The organism is Streptomyces sp. NPDC025638 (assembly GCF_055558775.1).
In genome coordinates this window covers 114,351-133,962 of sequence record NZ_JBVHLX010000008.1, presented here as the reverse complement: position 1 = coordinate 133,962, position 19,612 = coordinate 114,351, and the positions used below count along the sequence as shown (strand labels likewise).

At 70.3% G+C, this 19,612-nt stretch carries 20 protein-coding genes; 12 read left to right on the top strand and 8 right to left on the bottom strand.

Annotated elements, in window-relative coordinates:
- The first annotated feature begins 26 nt into the window (after window positions 1–26).
- The 5 genes from galE (at window position 27) to ACZ4EG_RS21800 (ending at window position 5,211) form a co-directional block, all read left to right on the top strand.
- Window positions 27–1,034: a UDP-glucose 4-epimerase GalE gene (gene galE / locus ACZ4EG_RS21820; protein ID WP_467791746.1), complete on the top strand. Its 1,008-nt coding sequence runs from the start codon at window positions 27–29 to the stop codon at window positions 1,032–1,034.
- A gap of 396 nt (window positions 1,035–1,430) precedes the next feature.
- Window positions 1,431–2,576 carry a MalY/PatB family protein gene (locus ACZ4EG_RS21815; protein WP_467791745.1) on the top strand — a complete coding sequence of 382 codons (1,146 nt, stop codon included), beginning with the start codon at window positions 1,431–1,433 and terminating at the stop codon, window positions 2,574–2,576.
- Window positions 2,573–3,376, top strand: coding sequence for a hypothetical protein (locus ACZ4EG_RS21810; protein WP_467791744.1), 804 nt, complete (start codon window positions 2,573–2,575; stop codon window positions 3,374–3,376). Before ACZ4EG_RS21815 ends, ACZ4EG_RS21810 begins: the two co-directional genes overlap by 4 nt.
- Before the next feature lie 3 nt (window positions 3,377–3,379).
- Entirely contained in the window at window positions 3,380–4,051 is a 672-nt protein-coding gene (locus ACZ4EG_RS21805; protein ID WP_467791743.1) for an acetoacetate decarboxylase family protein, read from the top strand.
- Window positions 4,048–5,211, top strand: a complete 1,164-nt coding sequence (locus tag ACZ4EG_RS21800) for a pyridoxal phosphate-dependent aminotransferase (RefSeq protein ID WP_467791742.1) — start codon at window positions 4,048–4,050, stop codon at window positions 5,209–5,211. Before ACZ4EG_RS21805 ends, ACZ4EG_RS21800 begins: the two co-directional genes overlap by 4 nt.
- 126 nt (window positions 5,212–5,337) lie before the next feature.
- Here the strand turns inward: ACZ4EG_RS21800 and ACZ4EG_RS21795 are convergent, their stop codons facing one another.
- A complete protein-coding gene (locus ACZ4EG_RS21795) occupies window positions 5,338–5,658 on the bottom strand; it encodes a hypothetical protein (RefSeq protein WP_467791741.1) in 321 nt (106 codons plus the stop codon).
- Between the two features lie 26 nt (window positions 5,659–5,684).
- Window positions 5,685–5,894, bottom strand: coding sequence for a hypothetical protein (locus tag ACZ4EG_RS21790; RefSeq protein WP_467791740.1), 210 nt, complete (start codon window positions 5,892–5,894; stop codon window positions 5,685–5,687).
- Between the two features lie 474 nt (window positions 5,895–6,368).
- On the opposite strand from ACZ4EG_RS21790, the gene argC reads away from it, so the two are divergent.
- The 5 genes from argC (at window position 6,369) to ACZ4EG_RS21765 (ending at window position 11,482) form a co-directional block, all read left to right on the top strand.
- A complete protein-coding gene (gene argC / locus ACZ4EG_RS21785; protein ID WP_467791739.1) occupies window positions 6,369–7,397 on the top strand; it encodes an N-acetyl-gamma-glutamyl-phosphate reductase in 1,029 nt (342 codons plus the stop codon).
- 88 nt (window positions 7,398–7,485) lie between these two features.
- Window positions 7,486–8,637: a bifunctional glutamate N-acetyltransferase/amino-acid acetyltransferase ArgJ gene (gene argJ / locus ACZ4EG_RS21780; RefSeq protein WP_467791738.1), complete on the top strand. Its 1,152-nt coding sequence runs from the start codon at window positions 7,486–7,488 to the stop codon at window positions 8,635–8,637.
- 163 nt (window positions 8,638–8,800) lie between these two features.
- The gene (argB, locus tag ACZ4EG_RS21775; RefSeq protein WP_467791737.1) at window positions 8,801–9,742 is read left to right on the top strand and encodes an acetylglutamate kinase; all 942 of its coding nucleotides are present in this window, start codon (window positions 8,801–8,803) and stop codon (window positions 9,740–9,742) included.
- Entirely contained in the window at window positions 9,739–10,935 is a 1,197-nt protein-coding gene (locus ACZ4EG_RS21770; protein WP_467791736.1) for an acetylornithine transaminase, read from the top strand. Before argB ends, ACZ4EG_RS21770 begins: the two co-directional genes overlap by 4 nt.
- A gap of 7 nt (window positions 10,936–10,942) precedes the next feature.
- On the top strand, window positions 10,943–11,482 hold the full coding sequence (locus tag ACZ4EG_RS21765) for an arginine repressor (RefSeq protein WP_363296751.1): 540 nt from the start codon (window positions 10,943–10,945) through the stop codon (window positions 11,480–11,482).
- An 84-nt stretch (window positions 11,483–11,566) separates the two neighbouring features.
- Here the strand turns inward: ACZ4EG_RS21765 and ACZ4EG_RS21760 are convergent, their stop codons facing one another.
- From ACZ4EG_RS21760 to ACZ4EG_RS21740, 5 genes are read right to left on the bottom strand one after another with little or no spacing between them, the layout of a single operon-like run.
- On the bottom strand, window positions 11,567–12,307 hold the full coding sequence (locus ACZ4EG_RS21760; protein ID WP_467791735.1) for an FAD:protein FMN transferase: 741 nt from the start codon (window positions 12,305–12,307) through the stop codon (window positions 11,567–11,569).
- Window positions 12,308–12,359: 52 nt separating this feature from the next.
- A complete protein-coding gene (locus ACZ4EG_RS21755) occupies window positions 12,360–13,160 on the bottom strand; it encodes an FMN-binding protein (protein WP_453549607.1) in 801 nt (266 codons plus the stop codon).
- A 60-nt stretch (window positions 13,161–13,220) separates the two neighbouring features.
- A complete protein-coding gene (locus ACZ4EG_RS21750) occupies window positions 13,221–14,603 on the bottom strand; it encodes a ferredoxin reductase family protein (protein WP_467791734.1) in 1,383 nt (460 codons plus the stop codon).
- 59 nt (window positions 14,604–14,662) lie between these two features.
- Window positions 14,663–15,148 (bottom strand): FMN-binding protein, encoded by a 486-nt coding sequence (locus ACZ4EG_RS21745; protein ID WP_467791733.1) that lies wholly within the window; start codon window positions 15,146–15,148, stop codon window positions 14,663–14,665.
- A gap of 7 nt (window positions 15,149–15,155) precedes the next feature.
- Window positions 15,156–16,508, bottom strand: a complete 1,353-nt coding sequence (locus tag ACZ4EG_RS21740; protein WP_467791732.1) for a ferredoxin reductase family protein — start codon at window positions 16,506–16,508, stop codon at window positions 15,156–15,158.
- Between the two features lie 168 nt (window positions 16,509–16,676).
- Between ACZ4EG_RS21740 and ACZ4EG_RS21735 the strand changes: the two genes are divergently transcribed.
- Complete coding sequence (locus ACZ4EG_RS21735) at window positions 16,677–17,417, top strand: response regulator transcription factor (protein WP_390711031.1); 741 nt, start codon at window positions 16,677–16,679, stop codon at window positions 17,415–17,417.
- A gap of 4 nt (window positions 17,418–17,421) precedes the next feature.
- The gene (locus tag ACZ4EG_RS21730) at window positions 17,422–18,924 is read left to right on the top strand and encodes a sensor histidine kinase (RefSeq protein WP_467791731.1); all 1,503 of its coding nucleotides are present in this window, start codon (window positions 17,422–17,424) and stop codon (window positions 18,922–18,924) included.
- On the opposite strand, the gene ACZ4EG_RS21725 is transcribed toward ACZ4EG_RS21730, so the two are convergent.
- Window positions 18,911–19,612 (bottom strand): L,D-transpeptidase family protein, encoded by a 702-nt coding sequence (locus ACZ4EG_RS21725; protein ID WP_467791730.1) that lies wholly within the window; start codon window positions 19,610–19,612, stop codon window positions 18,911–18,913. The two genes, ACZ4EG_RS21730 and ACZ4EG_RS21725, sit on opposite strands and share 14 nt — an antisense overlap.

Here is a 19,612-nt window from a genome sequence, read left to right as displayed (position 1 = left end):
ATCAGTCCCCTCACCAAGGAACTCGTATGAAGGTTCTCATCGCCGGCGGCGCCGGCTTCATCGGCAGCACCGTCGCCTCCGCCTGTCAGGACAGCGGCATCGAGCCGGTCATCCTGGACAACCTCGTCACCGGCCGCAAGGAGTTCACGCAGGGGCGCGCGTTCTACGAAGGGGACATCGCCAACGGCGGGCTTGTCGACCGCATCTTCGCCGAGCACCCCGAGATCGAAGCGGTCATCGACTGCGCCGCGCTCATCGTCGTACCGGAGTCCGTCGCCCAGCCGCTCCGCTACTACACGGAGAACGTGGCCAAGGGCATCGACTTCATCGGGCACGTCGTCCGCAACGGGTGTCGGCGCTTCGTCTTCAGTTCCTCCGCCTCCATCTACGACGCGGGCGAGGACTTCGCCGTGGACGAGGAGGGGCCGCTGGCACCGCTGAGCCCCTACGCCCGGACCAAGGCCCTGTTCGAGACGGCGCTCGAGGACATCAGCTCCACCGGAGACATCCGCGTGGTGTCGCTGCGCTACTTCAACCCCATCGGCGCGGACCCCGAACTGCGCACCGGGCTGCAGGTGCGCCGGCCCAGCCACGCGTTGGGCAAGATGATCGAGGCGCTCGACAGCGGTGAGCCGTTCACCATCACGGGCGTCGACTGGCCCACCCGGGACGGGTCCGGCATCCGCGACTATGTGCACGTCTGGGACCTGGCGCAGGCCCACGTCCAGACCCTGCGCCGCTTCGACCTCTTCCTGCCCGCCGACGGCGATGCCACGTACCAGGTGATCAACCTCGGAACCGGTACGGGCACCACGGTGCGCGAACTGCTCGACGCCTTCGCGTCGGTCAACGGCGCACCGCTGCCCGCCGTCGAGGCCGGTCCCCGCCCCGGTGACAACGCCGGTGCGTTCTGCCGCAGCGCACGAGCCGAGGAACTCCTCGACTGGCGTCCGGAGCACTCCCTCGAAGAGGGGATCCGGGACACGCTGGCCTGGTTCGCGAAGCGGGAGTCCGTCATCGACCTGTCCGACTGACGGCACACAGACACAACGGCGGGCGGGGGGCCTGGCGGCGTCCCCGCCCGCCGACGGGGGATGGACCCAGCCGCCCACCGCGGCCGGTTCGGTGAACCGGCCGCCACGGCCCGCCGACGGCTGTCGAGCTCGGTGTTCCGCAATCACGGGGTGGTCCGCCCGCCCGGTGGCGCCCAGGAATCCGGCGAGCGGGCCCGTTGGGCCCGCGCATGCGACGCGACGTCCAGCGCACCGCTGCCACCCGCGTGAACACGGCAGCAGCCTCGGTCACTCCCCCGACCTCATCAGTTTCCCGCCCCTTGAGCGCTCCACTCGCCCCCGCGTCCCGGACGCCCGGGCACGTAGGCGTGCCCTCGAAGCGGGTCATGAACGAGACCACGGATGGAGTGTGTGACCATGCCCGAGACATACGGCTCTTCGGCCCCCGTGTCCCTGCTGGACGCGAAGTATCCAGGCACGATCGGGGCATGGGTGGCGGAGATGGCCTTCGGTGTCGCCGACCCGCTACGCCACATGCTTGCGGAGCAGTCCGCGTCCGGGACACTCGGATACAACGACCCCCACAGCCTCGGACTGGCCCGTGAGTCCCTGACTGCCTGGATGGACCGTGCGTACGGCTGGTCGATCACGCCGGACACCGTCGCCTTCGTCAGTGACATAGTGAGCGGGTTCGGCGCGGTCATCAGGCACTTCCTGCAGCCCGGTCAGACAGTGGTCGTTCCGACACCGGCCTACACCCCGTTTCTCGCCGTCCCCCAATTCTTCGGTCACCCGGTCATCGAGGTGCCGGGGACCCTGGACGAGCACGGCCACCGCATGGATCTGGCCGGTATCGACGAGGCCCTGGCGCGGGGTGGGTCCCTGGTCGTCCTGTGCAGCCCGCACAACCCGACGGGCCGGCTCTACAGCAGGGACGAACTGGCCGAACTGGCCCGTATCGTCGACGCCCACAGGGCGAGGGTGTTCAGTGACGAGGTGCACGCGCCGCTGAATCTCAGTGACCGGCCGCACCTCGCCTACGCCTCGCTGAGCGAGCGCACGGCGGCGCACACCATCACCGCCACCTCGGCATCGAAGGCCTGGAACATCTCGGGCCTCAAGTGCGCCCAGCTCATCTTCACGTCGGAGACCGACGCGAAGACCTGGAGCACCGTCTCCGACTACTACATTCGCTCGGTCTCACGACTGGGTGTGGCAGCCCTGCGCGTGGCCTGCGAGCACCCGGACGCGCAGGCGTGGCTCGCCGACACCCTGGCCCAGCTCCGTGCCAACAACAGCTTCCTCGCCGACGCGGTGCACACCCGTATGCCGGGCGTGACATACCGGCCCGCGGAGTCCACGTATCTCGCCTGGCTGGACTGCCGTGGGCTTCCGGTGAACGAACCCGCCGCATTCTTCAGGGAGCGCGCGAGAGTCGCCCTGTACGAAGGTGCCGAGTTCGGGACCCCGGGTTTCGTGAGACTGAATTTCGCCCTCCCCGCGGAGCGGTTGGCGAGGGCCGTCGACGCGATGAGCAGCGAACTCCTGAAGGGAATCCGATGAACAAGGACGAGATCACCGAGCTGTGGCTACGACTGGAAAAGACCTTCTCCGGTCTGCCCGGGCTGTCACTGACGACATCCGGCTCCGTGACGAGAGGAGATTTCCGTATCTCCGCGGAAGGCCGGGTGACATCCGACCTCGATCTGATACCCATCATCGAGACCGCGGGCGAACTGCATGACGCACGCCGGCGGCTCGTCCCTCTCATGCAGGAGATGGCGGACTACTTCGACATTCCGTGTACGGCCTCCATCACCCTGGCGGACAACTTCCTGCGCGCCCGGCAGGCGACCTTCGTACTCAGCACGGGCAACCGCCCATTCGTCTGGGACGATCTCGGGATCCGGGCCCGGTGCGACGCGATGCGGCCCCTCGCTGCCGGGGACACACTGTCATGGCGGATGCAGCCGGTCGCGTACTACCTTGCCAAGTCGGGCCATGCCCAGCAGGAACTCAACGTGGGGAAGGCCGTGCGGTGGCTCAGGCATCTGGCCGAGGACATCGTCTCCGGGAACGAGGAGTTCCGTCCGTACACCACGTTCCGTCTCACGCCCGAACTGCGCACGGGCAGCGACGTACGGACCTTGAGCGAGGGCGCCGCACGTGCGCTGCTCTGCCTGGTCGAGGACCTGGGCATCGAGCCGCTGCCGTCGACGCGTGAGTTCCTGCGGCAGTGGCAGGAGGCGCGCATCGGTGCGGAGCCGTTCCACGCGGTGCGCGATCTGACGTTCCTCGAGAACCAAGGCCTGACCTTCGCCGAGTCGTTCGTCATGGCCCGCCCGGCGATCGAGAGGGGATGAGCCGTGTCCGTCGTCCTGCCCAACACCTTTTCCACCGTTTCCCGCACTGTGCTGTTCGACGAACCCACGGCCGTGGACTTCAGGAGCCTCGCGGCACCTGGACTGCCCGAGGAGCTCCTGGACCAGCTCCGGGCGAAACGATTCATAATCTCGACCTGCCAGGTCCATTCGGAAGTCTCCGGGCATCATTCGATCGAGTTCCTCGAAACTCTGGTGAAGATTCCGGTCCAGTACCGGGGCCGGAACTACCTGCACCCGGTAGTTACTTATGTGGACCACGAGTACTCACTCATCCGTGGCTACATCCTCGGCTTCCACAAGAAGTTCTCCCGGCGGCCCGACAGGACCGACCCGATGATCCTCGCGGTACCCGAGCTCAATCTCGACCTGCGCGCAGCACCCGAGGCCTCCGAGCGAAAGGAAGCACTGCCGCTGCCACCAGAGCAGCAGTACCCCTTCCTGCTTTGGACGGACTACTCCGTCGGTGCCGTGCGCTCACACGGCTTCACCACCCTGGAGAGCGAGGATTACCGACGTATCGGCATCCGCCATCCGCGGCTCCTGAGGACGGAACAATGGGTCGCCGGCAAGCTGGTGACCGCTCGTCAGGTCTACGAGATCGAGGACACCTACACCCTCGTCGACATGCACCCCGCCGAAGGGAGCGACGGATGACCTCGGCAGCCGTGCCGGACGACTCCTCGTTCGGTCAGGTCGCTCACCGAGCGCGCGGCCTGACCGACAGCTCACTCGCCGGACTTCTGACGCGTGCGGCAGGCCGGGACGTGGTGGACCTCGCGGTCGGCACACCACAGTTCCCCGTCACGGAGCCGACACTGGTCGAGGCTGCGGTCGCCGCACTGCGCGCGGGCCACAACCAGTACCTGCCACCGCAGGGGGAGGCCACCCTTCGGCAGAGCATCGGCGGCTCCTTCGATACGCCCGCGGACCCGGACACCGAGATCACCATCACGGCCGGCGGCACCGAGGCACTGTGCGTTGCGCTGCAGTCCGTACTCGATCCAGGCGACGAGGTGGTGCTGCTGGAGCCGTTCTACGAGAACTTCCTCGGCGCGGTCAGGCTGGCCGGCGGCGTTCCCCGCCACGTGTCGCTGCGCGAACCGGACTGGCGGTTGCCGCACGACGAACTGCGGAAAGCCTTCGGGCCGCGCACGAAGGCGATCATCCTGAACAGCCCCAGCAACCCCACGGGGCGGATGCTCGGCGAGGAAGACCTAGAGCTCGTCGCCGAGCTGTGCGAACGATGGAATGCGGTGGCCGTGTCCGACGAGGTCTACTGCCACCTGGTGTTCGACGGCAGGCGCCACCGCTCCGTCGCGGACGTCCCCGGGCTGCGGGAACGCGCGATCGTCGTCGGCTCACTGTCCAAGAGCCACGCGATCAGCGGCTGGCGGCTGGGCTATCTGCGCGCGACCGCGCAGCGGACCCGAGTGCTGCGGCGCGTGCATGAGGTGACGACGTCGGGGACCGTCGCACCGCTGCAGATCTCGCTGGGCCAAGTGGGAATCCGGCCCGCACTCGCCCGAGAACGTGCCGCGGCTCTGCAGGCCCACCGTGACGAGGTGACGGCCGCGTTCGCGGGCCTGGGCATCTCCTTCGGCCCGGTCGAGGGCGGCTGCTTCGCCTTCGGACGCCTCGACGACAAGCACTCGGACTGCGACAGCTTCGCCACGGCGCTGCTGGAGGAACGCGGGGTGCTGATAGCGCCCGGACGCCCCTTCTTCTCGGATCCGAAGCGCGGAGACCGTTTCGTCCGCATCGCGTTCAACCGCCCTCGCGACGTCATAGCGGCGGCACGGGAACGTCTCTCCTGACCAGTCGCTCAACCGATCCATACCGCCTGGTCAAGTCATGACTCATCAGAACGCGACACGCAGCTCCTTTCAACCTGACCGCAACACGATTGAGTTGGTTTCCTGTGCTACGTGACGCAGCTCATGTCAAGCGGGTTCTCGACCAGAGTCGGCACCGTGCGGCCGTCGACGAGGCCTGCGATCAGCGCGCCGCCGGGTAATGTCGAGGGCGGCGCGCGGGCCGTCGGCGTGCTCGCATGCCACCGGCTTCTCGGCCGGCTTCCGTGCGGGCTTGCGCCAGGCGGGCGCCGCGGCGGGCCCGCAGCGAGGGGAGGCAGCCGCAGGCCGGGTAGCCTCGCGCAGGAGCCCGATGCCGGGGATATTGACGCCGGTCAGGATCAGGGTGACGGCCAGGCTCATGAAGGCCCGCATCGGGTCGAAGACGTCCTGGTCGTCGGCTCTGTGCATCCGCAGCCGACTGATGTCGTCCAGGGTCAGCGCTTTGACGCCGTGGTCGTGGAGGGAGTCGGCAACCTGCCGGACCAGTGGAAGTCCGGGATGTGCCAGGACGGCCCGCCCGCGTGCTCGACGTCCAGCCGGAACGGCTGCGTCAGCACCTCCGACGCGCCCAGGAAGTCCAGCGCGACCCGCAGCCGCATCTCCTCCGGCGATTCGAAGCCGTGCTTCCGGCCCGTTGACGCCATCACCTCAAGCTCGGGGCGTTGCCGCTGTCTCGCCCGCCACGTGAACCCCCGCATCGGCCGGGACGACAGCACCGGCACGTGAGCCATATCCCGGATCGGCCAGCAGACCTCGCCTGCACCAACCCGTCATGTCGAAGTCCACAGACGCAACCAGCCGTCCCCGAGCCGCAGCCGATTCCGAAGCGCGGCATCCCCGTCGTACTCCGCGATCAACTGGTCCAGGTGACTCGAATCCGACCGGATCTTCGCGCTTGCTACCTCGCTCACTCACCCACAGCGGCACCACGCGACCGGCAACGGGGGCCATTCTTCGGAACCGACCGCAACGCGGTGTTACGGGACCAAGATCCGCCAACTAGCGTGCTCGTCCCCCAACTAAAACCCTCGGTCGCATCTTCGTGATCTCGGGCCTGATCTCAGGATTGCATAAACGTGCAGCGAAACGTATAGTCATGCCATCCAGAGGAGGGTGACATGGCGGTACGAGCGGCGGTGGCCGGAGCGAGCGGGTACGCGGGCGGAGAGGTCCTGCGGCTGCTCCTCGCGCACCCCGAGGTCGAGATCGGGGCCCTGACCGGCAACTCCAACGCGGGTCAGCGGCTCGGCGCCCTGCAGCCGCACCTCCTTCCGCTGGCCGACCGCGTGCTGGCGGAGACCACCCCCGACGCCCTCGCCGGACATGACGTCGTCTTCCTCGCCCTGCCCCACGGGCAGTCCGCCGCCGTCGCCGAGCAACTCGGCCCGGATGTGATCGTCATCGACATGGGCGCCGACTTCCGGCTCAAGGACGCCGCGGACTGGGAGCGGTTCTACGGCTCCCCGCACGCCGGGACCTGGCCCTATGGCCTCCCCGAACTTCCGGGCGGCCGCGCTGCGCTGGAGGGGTCCAAGCGCATCGCGGTGCCCGGTTGCTACCCCACCGCCGTCTCCCTCGCCCTCTTCCCGGCCTATGCGGCGGGGCTCGCCGAGCCCGAGGCCGTGGTGGTCGCCGCCTCCGGCACCTCCGGCGCGGGCAAGGCACCCAAGCCGCACCTGCTGGGCAGCGAGGTCATGGGTTCGATGTCGCCGTACGGCGTCGGGGGAGGGCACCGGCACACCCCCGAGATGATCCAGAACCTGAGCGCGGCCGCCGGGGAGAAGGTCTCCGTCTCCTTCACGCCCACCCTCGCGCCGATGTCCCGGGGCATCCTCGCCACGTGCAGCGCGAAGGCCCGTGCCGGTGTCACCGCCGAGGCGGTCCGTGCCGCCTACGAGAAGGCCTTCGCCGACGAGCCCTTCGTCCACCTGCTGCCCGAGGGCCAGTGGCCCGCCACGGCGTCCGTCCACGGTTCCAACGCCGTTCAGGTGCAGGTCGCACACGACGAGGCCGCGGGCCGCATCATCGCGATCAGCGCCATCGACAACCTGACCAAGGGCACCGCCGGCGGTGCCGTCCAGAGCCTGAACATCGCCCTCGGACTCGACGAGACCACCGGGCTTTCCACGATCGGAGTCGCACCGTGAGCGACGCACGTGCAGCCACCGGGCCGCAGACGACGACGAAGGCCGCACCGGTGCGCTGCACGGGCGGAGAAGCGAACAAGGAGATGCAGTGAGCGTCACGGCAGCCAAGGGATTCACGGCGGCGGGCATCGCCGCCGGGATCAAGGCGAACGGCAACCCGGACCTGGCCCTCGTGGTCAACAACGGGCCCCGCCGCGCCGCCGCCGGTGTCTTCACCTCCAACCGTGTGAAGGCCGCGCCGGTGCTGTGGTCCGAGCAGGTGCTGAAGAGCGGCCAGGTCTCCGCCGTCGTCCTCAACTCCGGTGGCGCCAACGCCTGTACGGGGCCGAAGGGCTTCCAGGACACCCACGCGACCGCTGAGAAGGCCGCCGAGGTGCTCGGGCGCGGCCCCATCGAGGTCGCCGTCTGCTCCACCGGCCTCATCGGCGTCCTGCTCCCGATGGACAAGCTGCTCCCGGGCGTCGAGACGGCCGCGGCGGCCCTGAGCGAGCACGGTGGCGAGAAGGCCGCCATCGCCATCAAGACCACCGACACCGTCCACAAGACCTCGGTCGTGACCAGGGACGGCTGGACCGTCGGCGGCATGGCCAAGGGCGCGGGCATGCTCGCGCCGGGCCTCGCCACCATGCTGGTCGTCCTCACCACCGACGCCGACCTCGACAGCGAGGTCCTGGACCAGGCGCTGCGGGCCGCCACCAAGGTCACCTTCGACCGGGTCGACTCCGACGGCTGCATGTCCACCAACGACACCGTGCTGCTGCTCGCCTCGGGCGCGGCCGGGGTCACCCCCGGGTACGAGGAGTTCGCACAGGCCGTACGGGCCGTGTGCGACGACCTCGGCCAGCAGCTCATCCGGGACGCCGAGGGCGCCAGCAAGGACATCAAGGTGGAGGTGATCAACGCCGCGAGCGAGGACGACGCCGTCGAGGTGGGCCGCTCCATCGCCCGCAACAACCTCCTCAAGTGCGCCATCCACGGCGAGGACCCCAACTGGGGCCGCGTCCTGTCCGCCATCGGCACCACGCAGGCCGCCTTCGAGCCGGACCAGCTCAACGTCGCCATCAACGGCGTCTGGGTGTGCAAGAACGGCGGCGTCGGCGAGGACCGCGAGCTGGTCGACATGCGCTACCGCGAGGTCCACATTGTGGCGGACCTCGCGGCAGGCAAGGAATCTGCGACCATCTGGACCAACGACCTCACGGCCGACTATGTCCACGAGAACAGCGCCTATTCGTCTTGACGTGCCCGCTCGGTTGTCGCGGGTCCTCGTCGTCGCCGACGAGGGTTCCTGTTTCACAGGCGGCAGCTCGCCCCGGACGTGTCCGAGTTGAGTCTTACGCCGCCTCCCGCAGGCCAACACCGCCCGCCCGGCGGCTGATCCGAGATCTTTCCGAAAGTCGGCTATGACGGTCAATCACTCAGAAGAGCGAAAGTCCTCGACTCGCAAACATACTGCCCTGCCCAAGGCGCAGATCCTCATCGAGGCGCTGCCCTGGCTGGTCCGGCACAACGGCAGGACCGTCGTGATCAAGTTCGGCGGCAACGCCATGGTCGACGAGGAGCTGAAGGCCGCGTTCGCGCAGGACGTGGTGTTCCTGCACCACGCCGGCCTCAGGCCGGTCGTCGTGCACGGCGGCGGCCCGCAGATCAGCCGGGCGCTCGACAGACACGGCATCGTCAGCGAGTTCAAGGCGGGCCTCAGGGTCACCACCGAGGACGCCATGGACGTCGTACGGATGGTGCTGGCCGGGCAGGTGCAGCGCGAGCTGGTCGGGCTGCTCAACCAGCACGGCCCGCTGGCCGTCGGCCTCACCGGCGAGGACGCGCACACCATCACCGCCACCAAGCACCGGCCCGAGATCGAGGGCGAACTGGTCGACATCGGGCGGGTGGGCGAGATCACCGAGATCGACACGGGCGCGATCGAGGCCCTGCTCGCCGACGGCCGTATCCCGGTCGTCTCCTCCATCGCCCGCAGTCAGGACGACGGACATGTCTACAACGTCAATGCTGATACGGCGGCTGCGGCACTCGCTGCGGCACTGGGCGCCGAGACCCTCATGGTCCTCACCGACGTCGAGGGCCTCTACGAGGACTGGCCGAACTCCGACGAGGTGATCAGCCGCCTCACCGCCGCCCAGCTGGAGAAGCTCCTGCCGGAGCTGTCCTCCGGCATGGTGCCGAAGATGGAGGGCTGTCTGCACGCCGTACGCAACGGCGTCAACACCGCCCGCGTCATCGACGGCCGGGTCCAGCACTCGATCCTGCTGGAGATCTTCACCGACGAGGGCATCGGCACGATGGTCGTGCCCGACGAGAAGCCGGACGAACAGGGGGAATCATGAGCAACCAGGAACTGACCGCGCGGTGGCAGGGCGCGCTCATGAACAACTACGGCACTCCTCGGCTGCCTCTCGTGCGCGGCGCGGGCGCGAAGCTGTGGGACGCCGACGGCAAGGAGTACCTCGACTTCGTCGGCGGCATCGCGGTCAACGCGCTCGGCCACGCCCACCCGGCCGTCGTCGAGGCCGTCAGCAGGCAGATCGCCTCCCTCGGCCATGTCTCCAACCTCTTCATCGCCGAACCGCCCGTCGCCCTCGCGGAACGCCTCCTGGAGCACTTCGGCCGCGACGGCAAGGTCTTCTTCTGCAACTCCGGCGCCGAGGCCAACGAAGGCGCCTTCAAGATCGGCCGGCTGACCGGGCGCACCCACATGGTCGCCACCCAGGGCGGCTTCCACGGCCGTACGATGGGCGCCCTCGCGCTCACCGGCCAGCCCGGCAAACAGGAGCCGTTCCTGCCGCTGCCCGGCGACGTCACCCACGTCCCCTACGGCGACGCGCAGGCGCTGGCGGCCGCGGTGACCGAGGAGACCGCCCTCGTCGTCATCGAGCCCATCCAGGGCGAGAACGGGGTCGTGGTGCCCCCGGCCGGCTATCTGAAGGCGGCCCGCGCCATCACGGCGGCCACCGGGTCCCTGCTCGTCCTGGACGAGGTGCAGACCGGCGTCGGGCGGACCGGCAACTGGTTCGAGTACCAGGCGCACGAGGGCGTCCTGCCGGACGTCGTGACCCTGGCCAAGGGCCTGGGCGGCGGGCTGCCGCTCGGCGCCACCGTCGCCTTCGGCCGGGCCGCCGAGCTGCTTCGGCCCGGCCACCACGGCACGACCTTCGGCGGCAATCCGGTCGCCTGCGCCGCCGGACTCGCCGTCCTCGACACCATCGCGAACGAGGGACTGCTGGAGAACGTCAAGCGGCAGGGCGAGACGCTGCGGGACGGAATCGAGTCACTCGGCAACCCGTTGATCGACCATGTCAGGGGCGCGGGCCTGCTCCTGGGTATCGTGCTCACCGAGCCGCTGGCGCCGCAGGTGCAGCAGGCGGCTCAGGAGGCCGGATTCCTGGTGAACGCGCCCGCCCCCGACGTCGTACGGATGATGCCACCGCTGAATATCGGCGACGACGAGACGGACGCCCTTCTCCGGGCGCTGCCCGGCATCCTCGAAGCAGCGAACGGGGACGGACGAGCCGGGGAATGAGACGACGATGAGCCAGGCGCAGGACCACGAGCAGACTGCGGGGCCTGCCGTGCCGCAGACCCGCACCGCACGCCACCGCCGGATCGTGGACATCCTCAACCGGCAACCGGTGCGCTCCCAGAGCCAGTTGGCGAAGCTCCTCGCCGATGACGGGCTGACCGTCACCCAGGCGACGCTCTCCCGGGATCTGGACGAGCTGAACGCGGTGAAGATCCGCAACACCGACGGTGAGCTGATCTACGCGGTCCCGAGCGAGGGCGGCTTCCGCACGCCGCGTGCCCCGCTGGGGGAGTCGGCGAAGGAGGAGCGGATGCGGCGGCTCTCCCAGGAGCTGCTGATCTCCGCGGAGGCCTCCGCCAATCTCGTGGTCCTGCGGACCCCTCCGGGGGCTGCGCAGTTTCTTGCCTCGGCCATCGACCAGGCCGAGCTGCACGACATCCTGGGGACGATTGCCGGTGACGACACGTTGCTGTTGATTTCCCGGGACCCTTCCGGGGGGCAGGCGCTGGCCGAACATCTGCTGCGGTTGGCTCAGAACGGACACTAGCGCCGTTGGGGGAACTGCCGTCCAGCAGCTGCGGGTGGTTCGTGGCTGGTCGCGCAGTTCCCCGCGCCCCTGAGGTAAGTCCACTCAGCCAAGTCGAGCGGCCAAGCCCCCTGTGCAGCGCACCTCGTCGCCCGCTGTGATCAGGAGGGCCTCCACGTCGGGGAGCGACTCCAGCCACGCCAGGCCCTCCCGCGAACCCATCGCGAACGCTGCCGTGGCCCAGCAGTCCACCCATGTCAGGCTCGGGCCGACAACCGTGACCGCGACCAGATCCGTGACCGCCGACTTTCCCGTCCGCGGATCCACGATGTGCGCCCCGCGTTCCGCCGTACCGGACGTGGCGACCGCCAGCTCCGACACCCCGGCGGACGAGATCACCGCCGCCAGCCCACCGGGCCGCAGGGGATCCGACACCCCCACTCGCCACGGCCGCTGCGGCTCCGGCGCGCCGAACATCTGGACGTCCCCGCCGCCGTTCACGCTCACGCCGCGCACCCCGGCCGTTTCCGCGATCCGCCGCGCGCAGCGCTCCGCGGCCCAGCCCTTGACGATCCCGGTCGGATCGAACCGGCCCCGGTAGCGCATGCTGAACCAGCCGTCGCTCAGCCGCTCCGCCTCGGTGCCCAGTTCCAGCACCTCGGCGACCTCGGGGTCGCATGCGGCCACGGTCAGCTCGCCGCGGGCCAGCCGGGACACCTGACTGTCCTCGCGGTAGGTGCTGAACACCTCGTCGACCCGGTGCAGCTGGGCGACCGCCTCGTCGAGGGCCGCCTGTACGGCATGCGGTTCCCCGCCGCGGACGTCGAAGGAGAAGACAGTCCCCATGACCTCCTCCGCCCGACGCACCGCGGCGGGAGCTTCTGACTCGGCCACGGCCTCAGCCACCGGCCTGGTCCAGCGCGGACTGCAGCGACTGCTTGTAGCCGGTGCTCGTGTAGGTGGCGCCGGAGACCGAGTCGATGTTCGCGTTCCCGGCCGCGACCGCCTCCTGGTTGAGCTTGGGCACGGACAGCGCGGTCTTCTGGTCGCTCGTGCCGCCCTTGGGCGCCTGCACCGCCTCGGCCTTGGTGATCTTGCCGTTGGCGACGGTGATACGGACCTGGACGGGCCCGTACTGGGTCTGCGCGACCTGCCCGGTCACGGTCTTCGTGGCCTGGGCGGCCCCACCGGAGCCGGCGGACGAACCGGAGCCGGCTGTGCCGGACGACCCCGACGAGCCGGCCGCCGCCTTCATCTTGTCCAGCGCCGACTGCAACGACTTCTTGTAGCCGGTGCTCGTGTAGGTCGCCCCGGACACCGAGTCGATGTTCGCGTTCTGCGCGGCCACGGCCTCCTGGTTGAGCCTGGGCACGGACAGCGCGGTCTTCTGGTCGCTCGTGCCGCCCTTGGGCGCCTGCACCGCCTCGGCCTTGGTGATCTTGCCGTTGGCTACGGTCAGCCGTACCTGCACGACCCCGTACTGGGTCTGGGCCGCGTCACCGGTCACCGTGCCCGTACCGGCCGCCTGTGCCCCGCCCTGGGGCGACTCCTGCCCGGCCGCCGTCTGCTGCGGCGCCGCACCCGCCGCCGACGCCGAGGCGGGGTCCGTCGACGGCTTCAGCGACAGCAGCAGTACGACACCGGAGACGGTGGCCGCGGTGGCCAGCACGACGCGCCGAATGGGGTGGCTCTTCCGCATCTCTTCTGAGCTCCTGATTTCCCGTCGAGTTCCCGTGGAGGTTCCGTGGTTTCCCGTCGCTCACATCTCGAACGACTCGTGATGGATGCGGCGGGCGGGCACCCCCGCGCCGCGCAGTGCTTCGTACACCTGCTGCGCGAACCCGGGCGGACCGCACATGAAGACGTCGTGCCGGTCGATGTCCGGGATCTTCCGCTGGAGGCTGTCCGCGGAGATGTCCGGCCGCTCGCCCTCCGGGCTGTTCACGGCGTACATCAGCCGGGCACCGCGCTCATTGGCGATGACCGCCAGCTCGTCCCACAGGGCCAGGTCCTGGGTGGTGTTGGCCCGGTAGAGCAGGGTCAGGTCGCCGGCCGCGCCGGGCAGCGTCTCGAACAGGGCACGCATCGGCGTGATGCCGACACCGCCCGCGACCAGCAGCACCTTGCCGCGGCTGCGGCGGGAGGCCGTCATGGCGCCGTACGGGCCCTCCGCCCACACCTTGGTGCCGGGACGCAGCTCGCGCAGCCGGGCGCTGTGGTCGCCGATCGCCTTCACCGTGATCCGCAGCATGTCCGGACGCGGCGCCGCCGACAGCGAGTACGGGTGCGAGCTGAACCGCATGCCCGGCGCAAGGAACCGCCACCGGAAGAACTGCCCGGCCTCCGCGCCCATCCGGTGCAGCTTGCGGCCGCCGATGAGCACCGACACGATGCCCGGCGTCTCCTCGATGACCGCCTCGACGCACAGGCGGTGACGCAGGTTCAGCCGGATCGGGGTGAGGATCCGGTACCAGAGCACCAGCGCGGTGACCGAGCCGTACAGCCCGTACCAGAAGGTCTTCGCGGCGGGTTCCAGGGCGAAATCGTTGCCGGTGGTGATCTGGTGCCAGAACGTCAGGAACACCGCCGCGTAGGTGAACAGGTGCACGTGGTACCAGGCGTCGTACGGCAGCCTGCGGCGGACCACACCGATCGAGGTCAGCCCGATGACCACGAACAGACCCGTGCCGATGGCGGCCTTTCCCATGTCCGGCAGTTGGGTGATGGACTCGATGGTCTGCTGGACGATGTCGCCCAGCGACTTGCCCGCCTGGAGCGCATAGCCCCACATGGTCAGGAAGATGTGCGCGAAGACCAGACAGAGCGTGTAGCGGCCGCTCATGGCGTGCCAGCGCGCCACCCGGTCCGAGCCGACGCGCCGCTCCAGGGCGGGCACCCGGGCCATCTGCAGCACGACCAGCGCCATGAGGTAGCCGGCCAGCAGACCGGTGATCCGGCCCGCGTTCAGGATCTTGCCGTTGTTGTCGGCGATGGACGGCGTGTTGTGCCACCACAGCCACAGCACGGCCGCTGCGCCCGCCCACACGGCGATCAGCAGCGGGACGGCCGGGGAGCGGCGCGGGCGGATGCGGCGCATCGTCTGGCGGCGGGCGGCACGTCCGCCTGCGAGCGTGGTGGTCACGGTTCCTCCGTGGGGACTTGACCCTTGGCCCACTGATACGTGCCTCCACTCCGGTGTGTTCAGACTCCGGCCGAGTCCAAGGCGGACTGGAGCGACTGGCGGTAGCCGTCGCTCGTGTACGTCGCCCCGGAGACCGTGTCTATCTGGGCGCTCTGTGCGGCCAGTGCCTCGCGCCGCAGTTGGGGGATGGCGTAACTGTTGATCTCCTGGTCGCGCGGATTCTCCTGCGGGTAGGTGACGGCGGTCACTCGTGTGAGCTTGCCGTTCTTCACCGTGACCCGCACCTGGACCGGGCCCCAGCGGGTCTGGACCGAGTCGCCGGTGACCGTCTTCGTACCGGTGGCCGACTTGCCGGTGCTGGAACCGCCGGAGGACCCGCCGGCCGACGCGCTCGCACTGCTGGACGGCACGGGCGACTGCGTGCCCACCGCCAGGGCCGGGCTCGTGTGCGGCTTCAACGACAGGAGCAGCACCATCCCGGAGACGGTGGCGGCGCTCGCCAGCACGATGCGGCGCAGGGGGCGGGTCTTCTTCAACGCGTGCACGTGGGCCTCACAGCTCGAACGACTCGTGGTGGATACGGCGGTCCGGCACACCGGCGGCGCGCAGCGCCCGGTACAGGTCCTGGGCGAAGCCGTGCGGACCGCAGATGTACACGTCGTGCCCGGACAGGTCGGGGAAGGTCGCGCGCAGGGCGTCGGCGGTGAGTCTCGGGCGCTCCCCGTGCGCGCCGTTGAGGGCGTACAGCACCCTCGCTCCGCGCCAGCGCGCGATGGCCTCCAGCTCCCCGCTCAGGGCCAGGTCCTCGGCCGTGCGGGCCCGGTAGAGCAGTGTCACCTCGCCGGGCAGCGTCTCGAACAGCGCCCGCAGCGGGGTGATCCCGACGCCGCCCGCGATCAGCAGGGACCTGTGCACGGTCTGCCGGTCGGCGGTCAGGGAGCCGTACGGCCCCTCCGCCCACACCCGGGTGCCCGGCCGCAGCAGGGACACCGCCGCGCTGTGGTCGCCCAGCGCCTTGACCGTGATGCGCAGCAGGTCGGGACGGGGCGGCGCCGACAGCGAGTACGGCGTCGACGTCCAGCCCATGCCCTGCCCGAAGAAGCGCCAGCGGAAGAACTGCCCCGGCCGTGCCCCCAGCTCCTCCAGCCGCCGCCCGCGCACCACGACCGAGTACACGTCCGGCGCCTCCCGGTGCACGGACTCCACGCGCAGCCGGTGACGCAGATTGAGCCGCACCGGCACGAGGACCCGGAACCACACCACCAGGGCCGCGACGCCCAGGTACAGGGCATACCAGGCCGCCGTGGCCACCGGCTTCCCGTTGAAGTCGTTGCCGAGCGCCAGCTGGTGGCCGAAGGCCAGGAAGACGGCGGCGTAGGTGAGCAGGTGGACGTAGTACCAGAACTCGTGGCTGGTCCGGCGGCGCACCGCCCGCGCCGAGGTGATGCCGACGGCAAAGAGGATCGCCGTGCCCGCGGTGGCCTTGAGCATCTCCGGATAGTCGAGGATCACCGTGACCGTCTCGTGGACGATCGAGGCGCCGTCCTGGGCGGCGTACCCGGCGAGGATCAGCACGATGTGCGCGACCAGCAGGCAGACCGTGTAGCGGCCCGCCATCGCGTGCCAGCGCGCCACCCGGTCCGAGCCGATCCGCCGCTCCAGGAGCGGCACCCGGGCCATGAGCCCGACGAGCACCGCGCAGGAGTACCCGCACAGCAGCCCGGCGATCCGCCCGGCGCCGGTCAGCCAGCCGGCCGTACCGACGACCGAGCCGGTGTCCGTCCACCACAGCGCCACCACGGCCGCCGCCCCGGCCCACAGCAGGGCGAGCAGGGGGCCCGCGGGGGAGCTGCGGGGAACCGGCGTCACGGTCGGCGCCGCCCGCCGCTCGTACAGGGTGGTCATGTGTGGGCCCTTTCTCCCGGGTGCTCCCGTCCGCCGTGCCACTGTGCTGCGTGAACCTCTGAGGGAGCTCTGAGACGGCGCCCTGTGGGCCCACTCACAGGAAACTCAGAGCCACGGGGGTCACCCGTGGCCGCCGGGAGGAGCGATGCTGTAGACGCGATGAACGCGATGAACACGACCCGCTCCGGCCGGCCCGCCCTCACCCGGCCCGACGGCACCCCGCTGCGTGTCCTCGTCGTCGACGACGACCCGGACCTCGCCGAGGTGCTCACCGGCGCCCTGCGCTACGAGGGCTGGGAGGTGCGCGCGGCCGGCGACGGCGCCGGCGCGGTGACCGCCGCACGTGAGCTGCTGCCCGACGCGGTGGTCCTCGACGTGATGCTCCCCGACACCGACGGCTTCGCCGTGCTGCGCTCGCTGCACGAGGTGAAGCCGGACGTCTGTGTGCTCTTCCTCACCGCCCGGGACGCGGTCGAGGACCGGATCGCGGGGATCACCGCGGGCGGCGACGACTATGTCACCAAGCCGTTCAGCCTGGAGGAGGTCGTCGCCCGGCTGCGCGGACTGCTGCGGCGGGCGGGCATGGCCCGGCAGCAGGAGGAGGGCCCGCGGCTGGCCGTCGGCGACCTGGTCATGGACGAGGAGGCCCGTGAGGTGACCCGGGCCGGCGAACTGATCGAACTGTCCCCGACCGAGTTCGAGCTCCTGCGCTTCCTGATGCGCAATCCGCGTCGGGTGCTCAGCAAGGCGCAGATCCTCGACCGGGTGTGGTCGTACGACTTCGGCGGCCGCGCCCATGTCGTCGAGCTGTACATCTCGTATCTGCGCAAGAAGGTGGACGCGGGCCGCGAGCCCATGATCCACACCGTGCGCGGGGCCGGGTACGTACTGAAGCCGGTGAGCAGGTGAGCAGGTGAGACTCCCACGATGGCTACGGCGCCTGCCCCGGCCGCGTACCCTGCGGGCCCGGCTCACCGTGGGCCTGGTGGTGCTGCTGGCGGTGAGCTGCGCGGCCGTCGGGCTCGCCGCGGTGCTCGGGCTCAGCGGCTTCCTCACGCAGCGCCTCGACGAACAGCTCGCCCAGGTCGGCACCCGTTTCCCGGCGAGTCTGGAGCACAGCGGCCGGCTGCCGAACGATCACGACGGGGACGAGCACGGCGACACCCGCAGACAGGCCACGGGCACCTTCGGCGCCCGACTGGTGGACGGCACGGTCACCAACAAGGGGCTGGTCCGCTCCGGGAACCTGGCCGTGGAGCTGAACGTCGACCTGACCGACGCGGACCAGCAGCGGCTGGCCGCGGTACCGGTCGACGGCAGGGCATACACCGTCCACCTCTCCTCCCTGGACGACTACCGGGTCGTGGCGTCCCGGGGCCTCGACCGCGATGTGCTGATCGTCGGCCTGCCGCTGGAGCCGGTGGAGGCCACCGTGCACCGGCTGGAACTGGTCGCCGCGATCGTCTTCGGCCTGGCCCTGGCCGTCGCGGGCGTCACCGGGGCGCTGTGGGTCCGCTGGTCCCTGCGTCCGCTCAGCCGGGTCGCGGCGACCGCCACCCGGGTCAGCGAACTCCCGCTGGCCAGCGGCGAGGTGGCGCTGCCGCCCCGGGCCCCCGAGGCCGACCCGCGCGGCGAGGTGGGCCGGGTCGCCGCCGCCTTCAACCGCATGCTGGGCCATGTCGAGGACGCCCTGACCAAGCGGCATGCCAGTGAGGAGCGGCTGCGCACCTTCGCCGCCGACGCCAGCCATGAGCTGCGCACCCCGGTCGCCTCGGTCCGCGGCCACGCGGAGCTCGCCCTGCTCCACCCCGGGCCCGTCCCGCCGGAGGTCACCCGGGCGCTGGAGCGGATCGCCGCCGAGTCCTCCCGGATGGGCGAGATGGTCGACGACCTGCTGCTGCTCGCCCGCCTGGACGCGGGCCGCCCCCTGGAGCGCCGCCCCGTCGACCTCACCCATCTGGTCCTGGACGCCGTCACGGACGCCAGCGCGGCCGGCCCCGATCACCGCTGGACGCTGGAGCTGCCGGAGGAGCCGGTGACGGTGACCGGCGATGCCCATCGTCTCCAACAGGTGTTGGCCAACCTGTTGGCCAACGCGCGTTTGCACACACCTGTTGGCACGAAGGTGACGGTGTCCCTGGACACGGAGGGCGACACGGACGGCAGCAGGACGGCGATCCTGAAGGTCCGCGACGACGGCCCCGGCGTCCCCGAGGACGTCCAGCCCGGCGTCTTCGAGCGCTTCACCCGGGCCGAGCACCGCCGCCGCACGGACGCCTCGGGCGGCGGCGCCGGGCTGGGCCTGTCGATCGTGGCGGCGGTGGTGGAGGCGCACGGGGGGAGCGTGGGCCTGGAGAGCCGCCCCGGGGCGACGACGTTCTCGGTACGGCTGCCGGTGGCGCTCAGTACCGGGTGATCGCCGTCGTCCCGGCCGCCGTTCCGATCGCGATGTGCGGACGCGCCTTCGGGTCCGCCCACTTCAGGATGCGTTGCATCGCGTCCGCCGGCACCGACACACAGCCCGCCGTGGCCCCGCTCCCGTTGACGTGCAGGAAGATCCCGGCTCCCCGCCCGCGCACCGGGTGCGCGTAGTTGAAGCCGATGACGAGCGCGTGGGCGTACTGACCGGCGTAGGAGACGAGGTGCTCGGACTCGGAGGCGCGGCAGTCGGCCGCGAGGGGTTCGGTCCAGCGGTTGTACGAGCGTGACGCGTTGTCCTGGCACCACCACGAGTTCTCGTGCACCGGACGGTAGGCGACGGACGTACCGCCCGGCGCCGCCTTGATGCCGAAGGCGAACGGCAGGTCGTACAGCCCCGTCGGCGTCGTGTACGTGCCCTGCTTGCGCGACGCCCCCTCGGCGAGCCCCCTCGCGCCGAAGCGGGCCGGTGCCGAACCTGCCTGCACCCACTGCCCGCCCCGCAGGTTCCACCAGATGAGCGTGCCCGATGTCGAGGCGGTGCCCGCCGCCTGAGCCGTGATCAGCTGGGTGCCGCCCCCGGTGTCCGCCATACGGGCGGGCAGCGGGGCAGACGCACCGGCCGGTGCGAAGCCGAGCGTGAGGAGGGACAGGGAGGCGAGGGTGACCACGACACCGGGGCGCAT

Bases quoted from the DNA above. Each gene is read 5' to 3' on its own strand.
- ACZ4EG_RS21725 (WP_467791730.1), bottom strand. From the start codon at position 19,612: ATGCGCCCCGGTGTCGTGGTCACCCTCGCCTCCCTGTCCCTCCTCACG.
- ACZ4EG_RS21790 (WP_467791740.1), bottom strand. From the start codon at position 5,894: ATGGCGTCAACGGGCCGGAAGCACGGCTTCGAATCGCCGGAGGAGATG.
- ACZ4EG_RS21815 (WP_467791745.1), top strand. From the start codon at position 1,431: ATGCCCGAGACATACGGCTCTTCGGCCCCCGTGTCCCTGCTGGACGCG.
- ACZ4EG_RS21735 (WP_390711031.1), top strand. From the start codon at position 16,677: ATGAACACGACCCGCTCCGGCCGGCCCGCCCTCACCCGGCCCGACGGC.
- ACZ4EG_RS21810 (WP_467791744.1), top strand. From the start codon at position 2,573: ATGAACAAGGACGAGATCACCGAGCTGTGGCTACGACTGGAAAAGACC.
- ACZ4EG_RS21740 (WP_467791732.1), bottom strand. From the start codon at position 16,508: ATGACCACCCTGTACGAGCGGCGGGCGGCGCCGACCGTGACGCCGGTT.
- ACZ4EG_RS21795 (WP_467791741.1), bottom strand. From the start codon at position 5,658: ATGCACAGAGCCGACGACCAGGACGTCTTCGACCCGATGCGGGCCTTC.
- ACZ4EG_RS21755 (WP_453549607.1), bottom strand. From the start codon at position 13,160: ATGCGGAAGAGCCACCCCATTCGGCGCGTCGTGCTGGCCACCGCGGCC.
- ACZ4EG_RS21760 (WP_467791735.1), bottom strand. From the start codon at position 12,307: ATGGGGACTGTCTTCTCCTTCGACGTCCGCGGCGGGGAACCGCATGCC.
- argC (WP_467791739.1), top strand. From the start codon at position 6,369: ATGGCGGTACGAGCGGCGGTGGCCGGAGCGAGCGGGTACGCGGGCGGA.
- ACZ4EG_RS21800 (WP_467791742.1), top strand. From the start codon at position 4,048: ATGACCTCGGCAGCCGTGCCGGACGACTCCTCGTTCGGTCAGGTCGCT.
- galE (WP_467791746.1), top strand. From the start codon at position 27: ATGAAGGTTCTCATCGCCGGCGGCGCCGGCTTCATCGGCAGCACCGTC.
- ACZ4EG_RS21770 (WP_467791736.1), top strand. From the start codon at position 9,739: ATGAGCAACCAGGAACTGACCGCGCGGTGGCAGGGCGCGCTCATGAAC.
- argB (WP_467791737.1), top strand. From the start codon at position 8,801: ATGACGGTCAATCACTCAGAAGAGCGAAAGTCCTCGACTCGCAAACAT.
- ACZ4EG_RS21765 (WP_363296751.1), top strand. From the start codon at position 10,943: ATGAGCCAGGCGCAGGACCACGAGCAGACTGCGGGGCCTGCCGTGCCG.